The organism is Enterococcus sp. DIV1368f, from assembly GCF_051712245.1.
GTDB lineage: Bacteria > Bacillota > Bacilli > Lactobacillales > Enterococcaceae > Enterococcus > Enterococcus faecalis.
Window position 1 is genome coordinate 1603310 of record NZ_JBIOON010000001.1, and the last position, 12657, is coordinate 1615966.

Sequence of the window (12657 nt, forward strand, 5' to 3'; positions counted from 1 at the left end):
TTTTATACTGACTTTATTACGAGAGAAAAGGATGCCCATATGTTAGAAAGCTATATTACAGTCAAACAAGATGGTTTCAGCGGGATTGAAATCAAGAAATCGCGGTTTATCTGTTCTGTAAAGCGCGTAACATCAGAAGAAGAAGCAAAAGCCTTTATCGCCGCAATAAAAAAAGAACATTGGAAAGCCAATCATAATTGTAGTGCTTTTGTGATCGGCGAAAAAAATGACATTCAGCGGAGCAGCGATGACGGCGAACCTAGTGGCACTGCTGGTGTTCCAATGCTGGAAGTCTTACAGAAAAAAGAGTTAATCAACGTAGTGGCTGTTGTCACTCGTTATTTTGGCGGAATAAAATTAGGCACTGGTGGTTTAATCCGAGCATATAGTCATGCTCTTTCCCACACTTTAGATGAAATTGGTTTAGTCATTGGCAAATTGCAACAAGAACTATTGATTACGATCGCCTATCCTTTATTAGGAAAAGCCCAAGCCTTTTTAGAACATAGTCCCTACACGCTTAAAGAAACTATTTACACAGAGTCTATTCAGTTAATTTGTTTAGTAGATGAACAAGCAACAGAAACATTTATAGCTGAAATGACAGATCTACTTAACGGTCAGTTGACAATTGAAAAAGGCGCAACGAGCTATCACGAACTACCATTTAACGAAAAAGGAGCACAATCAAATGACATTTGAAGAAGTATTGCCACAGATTAAAGCAGGAAAAAAAGCCGTACGTAAAGGCTGGAGCGGTTTTGAACTTTTTATTGAATTACGTGATGAAATTGGCACCTCCGAAGGTGAATTTTTACAAGTTACCCCGTATTTTTTAATCAAAACTTCTGATGAAGGCTACAGCATGTTTTCACCAACACCTTGTGATGTCTTAGCAGAAGATTGGGTGATTGTTGAAGCATAACTACACATATAAGGTCTGGCAGATTACGGCGATTGCTCGTTCTTCCAGACCTTAATTTTTAAATGTTTAAAGGAGTTTTTCTTATGCCAAAAGAATTTGAAACAAAACGGGTGCTTGTAACCGGTGCAGCTTCAGGGATTGGCCAAGCACAAGCAATTGCCTTTGCTGAACAGGGCGCTGAGGTTATTGGCATCGACCTAGACGAAACGGGGTTAAAACAGACAGCCGCACTGGTTAACCCAGATTCTACTAAGCCATTTACTTATTTTGTCGGTGATGTGTCTTCTCCCTCATTTGTGCAAGCCACGATGAAACAAATTGTGAAAAACAACGGCCAAATTGATATTTTATTAAATACGGCAGGTATTTTAGATGATTATCGTCCTTCTCTAGAAACTTCGGAAGCTTTATGGGATCAAATTTTAGCAACCAATTTAAAAAGTGTCTTTTTAGTGACCAATGCCATATTACCTTATTTCCTCCAACAAAAAAAAGGAGTAATCGTTAATATGGCATCTATCGCCGGCTTAGTAGCTGGGGGCGGCGGCGCAGCGTACACTGCCTCTAAACACGCAATCATCGGGTATACAAAACAGCTTTCCTACGATTATGCCAAATTAGGCATTCGAGCAAATGCGATTGCGCCAGGTGCCATCCAAACACCCATGAACGCAGCTGATTTTGCAGGAGAAGGTGAAATGGCTGCTTGGGTAGCACGTGAAACACCCGCGGGCCGTTGGGCACAGCCACAAGAAGTAGCAAAACTTTCATTATTTCTAGCTAGTGATGACGCTGATTATATCCATGGCACAGTTATGACCATTGATGGTGGTTGGACCATGAAATAAAAAGACTTTACAGAGTGTCTGTTCTTCAGTAACATGTAACACAGTGAGGCAACTCACACCATAACACTTCAGTTGGCTTTACTGCCCTTCCTTTGGTTATGGTTATCACTAAAACACGTCGTTGTTTTATAAAGGAGAATCTCAAATGAATCATTCATCAAATCCACAAACCAGTACGTGGTCAGCTACGGCTTTGGCTAAAATGGCGCTGGTTACCGCTTTGTATGTCGTTGTCACTGTACTTCTCGCTCCGCTTAGTTTTGGTCCGATACAGCTTCGTCTTGCCGAATTATTTAATTATTTAGGCGTTTTTAACAAGCGATATATCTGGTCCATTACGTTAGGGGTTGCGATTGCCAACACCGCTTCGCCTCTTGGCATCATCGATATAGTCATCGGTAGCGCTGGAACGTGCGCAGTCTTATGGATTGCCTATTTTGCGACAAAAAATCAGCAAAATTTATTGATTAAACTAATGCTGGCGGCCATTCTTTTTGCTTTGTCCATGTTCACTGTCGCCGGACCCTTAACGTTCTTTTATCAGTTACCTTTTTGGTACACATGGTTGACCGTTGGACTTGGTGAACTTCTTTCAATGACAGTCGGCGGTATCCTGATTTACGTATTAAATAAAAAAATACAGCTTGTAAAACGCATCGAAGAATAAAAAAGCGCTTGGGATTTAAACCCCAAGCGCTTTTTAGCACTATCCTTTAGGTTGAATGAAGTCTGCTTGCCATTTTCCAAGGGATGGATTGTAATCAAAATACCAAAGTTGTGAAAAATATTGTTTTTGATGCTTGTATCCTGATAAAACACGACCGCTTTGAGTATCTTCCTCGTAGTCAATACAAGAAAAATGAAGCATCAGTGAAAAACTGGTTTCACTAATATGATGATAATTCGAAGCTGGCGCTACTTTCACTTTTTTTACATGATTTCTGATGCCCGCTTGTTGATTTTCTTGTAATACTGCAAGATGTTTTTGATAAAGTTTTTCTGTATAGTTATCTTTGACTACAGACAAGTTTTCTTGATCCCACGCTTGTTGTATTTCTAAAAACGTTTGTTGTATTTCTTTTAAGAGTGCCTTTTTTTCTTTTGATGTTCCAGGTAATGCTGCCCACATTTCTTGAAAAGCACCTTCATCGACTGGTTGATTTCTGCGGCGTCTTTGCCAAATCATCGTGCCCCCAAAAAGAACAAAAAACACTGTTGAAATTAAGCCTTCCAGTGGCGTTGTGTTGCTGGTCCCGGTCTCGTTATGATGAACATAACTTCTTGATCCGTCACCGCCTGGCGAAAAACCATTCGAGGGATTACCCCCGCTAGGACTTTCTACACGTCCACCGCCATAGCCACCAGCTACAGCCGCCGCTTGATTAGGCCATAAACAAAAGGCCATGGCACAGCCCACAAAAACCAAAATTAGCTTTCTCATTTTCTCACCTTTCGCCCCCTTCAAACCAACAAATGAATAAATAGACGCAGAATACTAAACAAAGCGCCAAGATTAACAATGATTAAGAACACCTTCAGCCATCCACCGTATGGTTGTACTGATTGATAACTTCGTTGATAAATACTCAAGCCAAACAGGACCGCTGGCCACATAAATATACTAGATCTTGGGCCAAACGAATTACCCTCGCCCCAAAAATTCACATGAATGGGCACATGAGCTGGTAAATCAGGATAAACCACCGCACTTAATAACAGTAAACTGACTGCCAAGACACTTGTAACAATAAATAACCCCTGACTAACTTTTTCAATCTGCTTCTCTCTCATTATCTTAGCTTTCTCCTCTAGTTTAATGATGGATATACTTTCAGTTTATGCCTCCCTATCTGAATTTGCAATAAAAAAAAGACAAGGAAACATTTGATTAAATGTCCTTGCCTCTGTTTTTGAAAATCCTAAATCAAGCCTTTCACACCTATATCTTTTCGATAATACATTCCAGGAAATGAGTAATTATCCAATGTTTGATAAACTTTTTTGCGGGCTTCTTCAAGAGTCGAAGCAGTTGCTTCTGCTAAAAAGATTCGTCCGCCAGCCGAAACCAGAGCCTGTTCTGAACGAGTTACCCCTGCATAATAGATGGTTTCATCAGACATTTCGGGCAATGGTAGATTTGTCTTGTATTGATTAGGATAGCCTTCTGCAGCTACAACAACACCAACACTCGCTAACTCATTCCATGCAATCGTTGGTTGCTCTTTCACCAGCAATGAAGAAATTATTTCTGAAAGGGGACTCTCTAAACGCGCCAACACAACTTGTGTTTCTGGATCCCCAAATCGAGCATTAAATTCAATAACCTTGGGGCCAGTTGCTGTTTGGATTAAACCAGCATATAAAATCCCTTGAAACGGACGTTTTTCAGCCACCATTCCTTTAGCAGTCGGTTTCAGTACTTGGCTAATGGCTTGCTGAATCGCTTCTTCTGGGATCTGAGGCACTGGTGTGTAAGCACCCATCCCCCCTGTATTCGGACCAGCATCCCCATCGAAAATCCGCTTATGATCTTGAGCAATCACCATCGGATATACCTTCTCATTAGAAACAAAAGCCATTAAGGAAAATTCTTCTCCTTGCAAAAATTCTTCGATTACGACCGTTTGACCGCTTGCTCCAAATTGTTGGTCCTCCATCATCGCAACTAGCGCCCGTTTTGCGGCTGCTTTTGTTTCGGCAACTACTACTCCTTTTCCAGCTGCCAAACCATCCGCCTTAATAACAATTGGTACTCCTTGCTGTTCAATATATTCTAAGGCAGGTGCCAAACGTTGAAAGACCCGATATTCTGCCGTTGGAATCTGGTATTTTTGCATAAAATCTTTCGCAAAACTTTTTGAACCTTCAATTATTGCAGCTGCTTTTGTCGGGCCAAAAATCAGTAATCCCGCTGCTTGAAAGGCATCTACAACCCCTTCAATTAATGGCGTTTCCGGTCCGACGAATGTCCAATCAATCTGATTATCCTTCGCAAATTGAATTAGTTCCGTTTGCTGCTCTTCACTGATAGGTACAGTCCGAATATTATCACCACTCATACCAGGATTACCTGGTGCACAATAAACAGCCTTGACTTTGTTTTCTTGCTGTAATTTTTTGGCGATTGCATGTTCACGACCACCACGCCCAATCACTAATATATTCATCGGTTTCTCCTTTAAAAATTAATGTTTGAAATGACGAGTCCCAGTAAAAATCATCGCAATGCCATAATGATTCGCTAGATCGATTGATGCTTGGTCTTTAATGCTCCCGCCTGGCTGAATAATTGCTTGAATACCATGTTGTGCAGCGTATTCCACACTATCTGCCATGGGGAAAAAGGCATCACTTGCTAAGACGGCCCCTTGTAATTTTCCAGCTGCTTGGGCTTGATCAACTGCAATTTTTACTGACCCAATTCGATTCATTTGACCAGCGCCAATCCCCACCGTTTGGCTTTCATTGGCTAAAACAATAGCGTTTGATTTTACATGCTTGACTGCTTTCCAAGCAAAGTTCAATGCGTCTCTTTCAGCTGGTGTGGGTTGGCGCTCTGTAACAACTTGCCATGCTTGGTCATTTTCAACAACTGTATCTTGTTCTTGAATTAATAACCCGCCCATAACAGAAACTAATTCCACCGCTTTTTTTTCTTGAGCATGAAAATCTAACGTTAACAAACGAAGATTCTTTTTCTGAGATAACAGTGCCAGAGCTTCTTCCTCAAAACTAGGCGCAATAATTATCTCTAAAAAGATTTGATGCATTTCAGCCGCAGTCGCTTGGTCCACTGGACGATTCAAAACAACAATGCCACCAAAAATTGAAACTGGATCTGCTTCAAATGCCTGACGGTAGGCTGCCAAAATCGTTTTTCCTGTTCCAATTCCACATGGGTTCATATGTTTAACAGCGACGACCGTAGGTTCTGTAAACTCGCTAGCAATCCGGAGTGCTGCATCAGCATCTCGAATATTGTTATATGACAGTTCTTTGCCATGAAGTTGTCGAGCGGAAGCAATGGATAGTGATACAGGTACAACGGATTGATAAAAGGTGGCCTGTTGATGGCTATTTTCACCATAGCGCAATGTTTGTTTGCGTTCATAAGTAAGCGTCTGTTTCTCTGGCTCAGTTTCACCCACTTGCGTCGTCAAATAGTCAGCGATAAGCGCGTCATAAGCAGCGGTATGACGAAAGACTTTTGCTGCTAATCTTTTTCTAGTGGCTAACTGGCTAGTTCCGGTGCTGCTAATTTCACTTAATACCTGTTCATAATCACTAGGATCAATCACTGCTGTTACGTCTTGATAATTTTTTGCCGCTGAACGTAACATGCTAGGACCGCCAATATCAATCATTTCAATCGCTTCTGCTTCAGAAATCGCTGGTTTTAAAATTGTTTCTTTAAATGGATAAAGATTCACTACTACAAGGTCAATAAAGTGAATGCCTTGTTCAGTCAGTGCTTTTTGATGCGCTTGGTTTCCCCTTTTTGCCAAAAGTCCGCCATGGATATTCGGATGTAACGTTTTGACACGGCCATCTAACATTTCTGGAAAGCCAGTGATGTCGTCAATAGCAAGTGTCGGTACCCCCGCTTCTTCTAAGACACTCCTTGTACCCCCAGTGGAGATAATTTCAAAGCCATTTGCAACTAAGCCTGCTGCAAATGTTGTCACTCCTGTTTTGTCTGAAACGCTAATCAATGCTCTTTTGGTCATTTCATTGTCTCCTTTACAATTTGTGAAATTATTTTTGGGTACCATTCGTGCTCAAGAGCATGAATTTTCTCTGCTAATGTGTCCAATGTATCTTCAGTATCAATCTTGGTGGTTGTTTGGAAAATAATCGGTCCTGTATCAACCCCAGAGTCAACATAATGGATAGTGATTCCTGTTATTTTCACTCCATAATGAAATGCCTCTTCAATTCCGTGAAGACCTGGAAAACTAGGTAACAGAGAAGGATGAATATTGACGATTCTCTTTGGATAAGCCTCCAGTAAAGTCTTGCCGATAATTCTCAAATAACCAGCTAACACGATTAAATCGATCTGATGCTCTTTTAAATGTTTCAATACTTGTTTCTCATACTGCGTACGAGATGGAAAATCAGATGGCGAAAAGCAAACAACGGGAATCTTGCGTTTTTGGGCACGGGTCAATACATAGGCTTCAGGCTGATCACAAAAGACTAAGCTCAACTGCCCTGCGATTTTTTTCTGGGAAAAAGCTGCAGCAATCGCCTCAAAATTGCTACCATTGCCAGATGCAAAAACAGCTATCTTCATAAGGCTTCCTTAAAAATAACGGCTTTCGTTTTCCTGGGTACCAAACGACCAATTTCAAAAGCTTCTGGCAAAAGCTCCTGAACTTTTTCAACATGCTCTGGACTCACCGCTAAAATCATCCCCAAGCCCATATTGAAAATTTCATACATTTCTTCAGGTGGAATTTCACCGTATTTTTGAATCAATTTAAAAATTGGTAGCACTGGCCAACTATTTAATTGAATCTCTGCAGCTAATGAAGAAGAAAACATTCTTGGTAGATTTTCTAAAAACCCGCCACCAGTAATATGCGCAGCCCCATGCACGAGTCCTGCTTTTAACAATGGCAATAATTCCTTCACATAAATTTTTGTTGGTGTTAATAATTCTTCCCCTAACGTTTTGGGTGCCAATTCTGGAAGCTTGTCCGTTGTTTTAAACGAACGTTTCTTAAAAAAAACATTTCTTACTAACGAGTAACCATTAGAATGAAGACCACTTGAAGGAAGACCAATCAAGAAATCGCCTTCTTTTACGTTACTTGGAGTCAAGAGTTGACTTTTCTCAGCAATACCCACGGCAAAACCAGCCACGTCATAAGCATCTGCTTCATACATATCAGGCATTTCAGCTGTTTCGCCCCCAATTAAGGCTGCATTCGCCTCACAACAGCCAGCCGCAACACCCGCAACAATTGCTTCAACTTTAGCTGGATTAACGGTCCCTAACGCTAAATAATCTAAAAAATATAACGGTTCGGCGCCTTGTGCGACGACATCATTGACACACATTGCTACACAATCAATTCCGATTGTCTCGTGTCTCTGTTCTTCAATTGCCAAGAGTAACTTTGTGCCTACGCCATCCGTTCCTGATACCAAAACTGGTTCTTTAAGCTTGTAACTGCTTAAATCAAAACAACCACCAAAACCACCAAGCATGCCCAACGTTCCCGTCCGTTGTGTTTTTTGGCTATGCTTTTGAATTCGTTCTACTACTTCGTATCCCGCCTCAACATTTACACCAGCTTTTGAATAGGCATTTTCCATGTCAATTCCTCCTAGTTTCTTTTTTCAAGGATGCTTGATATTGTTCTTCATAATCATACAAAGGCGTTGGATAGTCTCCATTAAAGTAAGCCATACACAGCCCAGAATAAGGAGCATCATAATTTAATTGAATCCCATCAATCAGCCCTGCTTCACTCAAAAAAGCCAGCGAATCTGCGCCAATCTGCTCTTTGATTTCTTCAATTGAATAGTTTGCCGCAATTAGTTCGTCTCGCGTCTGTATATCAATGCCATAAAAACACGGATATTTTAATGGTGGTGAAGCAATTCTGACATGAACTTCTTGCGCTTCTGCTTCTTTTAATAAATGAATAATGCGCCGAATAGTGGTCCCGCGAACAATCGAATCATCTACTAAAATGACTTTTTTTCCTTTGACCACGCCACGAACTGCCGATAGTTTCATACGGACACCTTGTTCTCTTAATTCTTGTGTCGGCTGGATGAATGTTCGAGCGACATATTGATTTTTTACTAAACCTAGTTCGTAAGGTATCTGTGCTTCTTCTGCATAGCCGCTAGCTGCAGACAATGACGAGTTCGGTACCCCAACTACCATATCAGCTGCGACTGGACTTTCGATCGCCAAGTTCTTTCCCATTCTTTTACGAGCTGTATGCACATTAACTCCAGCAATATTTGAATCTGGTCGTGCAAAATAAATATATTCCATTGCGCAAATCGCCGGTTGGACTTCCGTAGTGAAAACCTCTATTTTCAAGCCTTCATCAGAAATGATGACTACTTCACCAGGCGCCACATCTTGAATAAAGCTAGCCCCAACTGTTTCTAATGCACACGTTTCGGATGCCACAACGTACGCCCCATTGTTCATTTGTCCGATGGAGAGAGGGCGAAAGCCGTTGGGATCCAGTGCAGCAATCATCATCGTTTCTGTTAATAAAAGATAAGCAAAGCCACCCTTAACCAAATTCAAGCTCTCTTTTAGTTTATCGAGAAACGAGACAGCAGTGCTTTTTCGAATCAAGTGCATTAAAATTTCAGTGTCTGAATTGGAATGAAAAATAGCTCCTTCTCTTTCTAGTTGTTTTCGTAAACGCTTGGCATTTGTCAAATTGCCATTGTGTGCTAACCCAATTTGACTATCATAAAATTTAAATAAAAATGGCTGAATATTATCCACGCTACCCGTACCAGCGGTTGCATAGCGTACATGACCAATAGCCGCCGTTCCTTCTAACGCATTCAGTTGTTCTTGCTTTTGGAATACTTCTGCTAATAAACCTAAATCACGGTGGCCATCTAATTTCCCAGAATTGTTCACCACAATTCCCGCGCCTTCTTGGCCTCGATGCTGCAAGCTGTGTAAGCCAAAATAGGTCACGTGTGCCGCATCAGGATGACCCCAAATACCAAAAATACCACACTCTTCATTTAAGCTTTTTGCTTCATAAGACATGGAATCGCATCCTCCCATAAGGCTTTGGCTTCTTTTGTTGAACAATTGATCACATCATCTAACGCATGGATGACCAAACCAGTTTCAGTCACTTTCCCAATGTGTTGGGCTTTTTTTCCAATTAGTGTTTCAAATTCTTCTTGATGCTGGGGACTAACTGAAAGAATAAAACGGGATTGCGTCTCCGCAAATAGATATTCTTTTGTTAATGGCAGTGTCACCTGTAACCCCAGTTCGTTAGCAAAAGCCGACTCGGCTAAAGCAACGGCAACGCCGCCTTCAGCGCAATCATGCGCGCTAGCAATTAGGCCTGCTTGAATTGCTTTTAAAACTAATTCTTGGTTTGCTTTTTCCTCTTTTAAATCAAATGAGCGTAATTGCCCTTCAATTCGACCCAGTTGCATTTTTTGAATTTCTGAGCCGTTAAAATCTGCGTGGGTTTCACCGATGAGATAAATTAAGTCATCAACTTGTTTAAACGCTTGTGTGGCAATTTGTGAAACATCTTCAATCACTCCCACCATACCAATCATCGGCGTAGGGTAAATGGCTTGACCATCTGTTTCATTGTAAAGAGAGACGTTCCCTGAAATCACGGGTGTTCCTAGCTGACGGCAGGCTGCGGCGATTCCATCCGCCGACGTCCATAATTCCCAAAAACTTTCTGGTTTATCTGGGGAACCATAATTCAAGCAATCAGTGATAGCCAAAGGTTGTGCTCCACTTGCTACAATATTACGGGCTGCTTCTGCAACCGCAATTTGCCCACCAATTTCAGGATTTAAATACAAATAACGGCTATTACAATCTGTCGTCATCGCTAAGGCTTTATTGGTGCCCCGTACTCTTAATACAGCTGCATCACTTCCTGGTTGCACCACTGTATTCGTTTGTACTTGACTATCATAGGTTTCGTAAACTGATTTTTTCGATGCAATCGTTGGCTGTTGCAATAGGCGTTTTAATAATTCCGTACTATTCGTAATTTCTGGAATGAAGGGCGCTAATTTTTTAAAAGCACGCATCCGTTCTGGTTCTTGATAGGCTTTCTGGTAAACAGGTGCTTCTTCTGCTAAAGCATCTACTGGTACATCTGCGACTATTTTGCCACTGTGAAAGACACGATACTGTCCATCATCTGTTACGGATCCAATCGTTACCGCTTCTAAGTCATATGTTTGAAACAATTCACAAACTTGCTGTTCTGCTCCTTTTTCTACACAGATTAACATCCGTTCTTGGGACTCAGACAAGAGCATTTCATAGGGGCTCATCTGCGTCTCTCTCTGCGGAACTTTATCTAGCTCTAGAATCAAGCCTGAACCTGCTTTTGATGCCATTTCAGCACTTGAAGAAACCAAGCCAGCCGCCCCCATATCTTGGATGCCGATTAAAATATCTTGATGATTTTTGATTAAATCAAGACAAGCTTCCAATAATAATTTTTCCATAAACGGATCACCTACTTGTACCGCAGATCGTTGCTGTTCTTCACCTTCACTAAATTCTTCTGAAGCAAAGGTCGCACCATGAATTCCATCTCGTCCTGTTTTCGCACCTACGTAAAGAATGCTATTTCCGACGCCTTTTGCTTGGCCTTTTTGAATCTCATCATGACGAATCAATCCCACACACATAGCATTAACAAGTGGGTTTCCTTGATAACATGGCTCAAAAGCAATTTCGCCGCCAACGGTTGGAATACCAATACAATTTCCATAACCGCTAATCCCCGCCACAACTTCTTGAAACAAATAACGTGTTCGTGCATCCGTCAGTTCGCCAAATCTTAACGAATCCAGTAAAGCAATCGGCCGCGCCCCCATACTGAAAATATCGCGAATAATTCCACCAACGCCTGTAGCTGCTCCTTCGTAAGGTTCTACTGCAGAAGGATGATTATGGCTCTCTGCTTTAAAAACAACAGCTAATCCGTCACCAATATCGACAATCCCAGCTCCTTCACCAGGGCCTTGAAGCACTTGTGGCCCTTCCGTCGGAAACTTTTTTAAAACGGGCTTGGAATTTTTGTAAGAGCAATGTTCACTCCACATCACGGAGAATAAGCCAGTTTCTGTATAATTAGGTTCTCTTTGCAAAATGGTCTCAATCTGATGATATTCTTCATCTGTTAGTCCCCATTCTGCATACAACCGTGTCTCCTTGATTTCTTTTGGTGTTGGTTCATTCATCATTGGCTTAATTCCTTTCCAAAGTTTTTAATGATTGAAGCAAAAAAGCTGCGTCCATCTGTTGAACCTAACAATTCTTCCATCGCTCGTTCCGGATGAGGCATCATTCCTAGAACATTGCCCTGTTCATTACAAATACCAGCAATATTCGCAAGACTACCGTTCACCTTTTCTTGATACGTAAAAACAATTTGGTTCTTTTCTTTCAGCTCTTGCAACGTTTTTTCATCACAATAGTAATTCCCTTCGCCATGTGCTACTGGTAAATGTATCGAAACATTTTCAGGATACTCGCTTGTAAACTTTGTGTGCGTATTCACTTTCAATGGGACACTTTTACAAATAAAACGAAGCGAATCATTTCTTAACAACGTACCAGGAAGCAAGCCAATTTCTGTTAAAATTTGAAAGCCATTACAAGTACCAAAAACCATTTTGCCTTCTGTAGCAAAGCGAATCACCTCATTGATAATTGGCGAAAACCGAGCAATTGCACCACAACGTAAGTAATCGCCATAAGAAAAACCACCAGGCAACAATACGCCATCAAATTTTGCTAAAGAAGTGGCATCGTGTCGGACAAATTCTGCATCGACGCCCATCACCTCTTTGACAGCCCACAATAAGTCTGCATCACAATTGGATCCTGGAAAAACAATCACTGCCAATTTCATTTAAATTTCCTCCAAAGATAAAATTTCAAAACGATAGGATTCCATATTTACATTGGCTAATAGTTGATCACAAATTTGTTCAATTTTCTCTTCAATTGCTTCTGTCTGCTGGACGCGAATTTCAAAATACTTACCGACACGGATTTCGGCTACTTCTGTAAAACCAAGCCGATGAACTGCTTCCTTAACCGCTTCACCTTGGGGATCCAAAATTGATTCTTTATACGTAACATAGACTTTGACAAAATACATA

General features: G+C 41.2%; 14 protein-coding genes. 4 read left to right on the forward strand and 10 right to left on the reverse strand.

Features of this window, described 5'->3' with window-relative positions; translation table 11 throughout:
• The first annotated feature begins 39 nt into the window (after window positions 1–39).
• The 4 genes from IGL07_RS08010 to IGL07_RS08025 all read left to right on the forward strand — a co-directional run bounded on the left by IGL07_RS08010 (window position 40) and on the right by IGL07_RS08025 (window position 2440).
• Entirely contained in the window at window positions 40–702 is a 663-nt protein-coding gene (locus IGL07_RS08010; protein ID WP_010817357.1) for a YigZ family protein, read from the forward strand.
• Window positions 692–925 carry a DUF2829 domain-containing protein gene (locus tag IGL07_RS08015; RefSeq protein WP_002357284.1) on the forward strand — a complete coding sequence of 78 codons (234 nt, stop codon included), beginning with the start codon at window positions 692–694 and terminating at the stop codon, window positions 923–925. The genes IGL07_RS08010 and IGL07_RS08015 overlap by 11 nt, the downstream gene beginning before the upstream one ends.
• Before the next feature lie 62 nt (window positions 926–987).
• Window positions 988–1773, forward strand: a complete 786-nt coding sequence (locus IGL07_RS08020) for a 3-oxoacyl-ACP reductase (RefSeq protein WP_025189540.1) — start codon at window positions 988–990, stop codon at window positions 1771–1773.
• 145 nt (window positions 1774–1918) lie between these two features.
• Complete coding sequence (locus IGL07_RS08025; RefSeq protein WP_010817359.1) at window positions 1919–2440, forward strand: QueT transporter family protein; 522 nt, start codon at window positions 1919–1921, stop codon at window positions 2438–2440.
• A 39-nt stretch (window positions 2441–2479) separates the two neighbouring features.
• Here IGL07_RS08025 and IGL07_RS08030 read toward each other — a convergent pair whose 3' ends face one another.
• The 10 genes from IGL07_RS08030 to purS form a co-directional block, all read right to left on the reverse strand.
• Window positions 2480–3214, reverse strand: a complete 735-nt coding sequence (locus tag IGL07_RS08030) for a TIM44-like domain-containing protein (RefSeq protein ID WP_010817360.1) — start codon at window positions 3212–3214, stop codon at window positions 2480–2482.
• Between the two features lie 20 nt (window positions 3215–3234).
• Window positions 3235–3564: a DUF1648 domain-containing protein gene (locus IGL07_RS08035; protein WP_010712531.1), complete on the reverse strand. Its 330-nt coding sequence runs from the start codon at window positions 3562–3564 to the stop codon at window positions 3235–3237.
• A 128-nt stretch (window positions 3565–3692) separates the two neighbouring features.
• Window positions 3693–4940 (reverse strand): phosphoribosylamine--glycine ligase, encoded by a 1248-nt coding sequence (purD, locus tag IGL07_RS08040; protein WP_010817361.1) that lies wholly within the window; start codon window positions 4938–4940, stop codon window positions 3693–3695.
• A gap of 18 nt (window positions 4941–4958) precedes the next feature.
• Window positions 4959–6545: a bifunctional phosphoribosylaminoimidazolecarboxamide formyltransferase/IMP cyclohydrolase gene (gene purH, locus IGL07_RS08045; RefSeq protein ID WP_373419675.1), complete on the reverse strand. Its 1587-nt coding sequence runs from the start codon at window positions 6543–6545 to the stop codon at window positions 4959–4961.
• Entirely contained in the window at window positions 6497–7069 is a 573-nt protein-coding gene (gene purN, locus IGL07_RS08050; protein ID WP_010817362.1) for a phosphoribosylglycinamide formyltransferase, read from the reverse strand. Before purN ends, purH begins: the two co-directional genes overlap by 49 nt.
• A complete protein-coding gene (gene purM, locus IGL07_RS08055) occupies window positions 7066–8097 on the reverse strand; it encodes a phosphoribosylformylglycinamidine cyclo-ligase (RefSeq protein ID WP_010817363.1) in 1032 nt (343 codons plus the stop codon). The genes purN and purM overlap by 4 nt, the downstream gene beginning before the upstream one ends.
• A gap of 1 nt (window position 8098) precedes the next feature.
• Window positions 8099–9538, reverse strand: coding sequence for an amidophosphoribosyltransferase (gene purF, locus IGL07_RS08060; protein ID WP_010817364.1), 1440 nt, complete (start codon window positions 9536–9538; stop codon window positions 8099–8101).
• The gene (purL, locus tag IGL07_RS08065; RefSeq protein ID WP_010817365.1) at window positions 9514–11733 is read right to left on the reverse strand and encodes a phosphoribosylformylglycinamidine synthase subunit PurL; all 2220 of its coding nucleotides are present in this window, start codon (window positions 11731–11733) and stop codon (window positions 9514–9516) included. The genes purF and purL overlap by 25 nt, the downstream gene beginning before the upstream one ends.
• Window positions 11730–12404 (reverse strand): phosphoribosylformylglycinamidine synthase subunit PurQ, encoded by a 675-nt coding sequence (gene purQ / locus IGL07_RS08070; protein ID WP_002357272.1) that lies wholly within the window; start codon window positions 12402–12404, stop codon window positions 11730–11732. The genes purL and purQ overlap by 4 nt, the downstream gene beginning before the upstream one ends.
• Window positions 12405–12656 carry a phosphoribosylformylglycinamidine synthase subunit PurS gene (purS, locus tag IGL07_RS08075; protein WP_010817366.1) on the reverse strand — a complete coding sequence of 84 codons (252 nt, stop codon included), beginning with the start codon at window positions 12654–12656 and terminating at the stop codon, window positions 12405–12407. It abuts the gene before it with no gap.
• Window position 12657 lies beyond the last annotated feature (1 nt).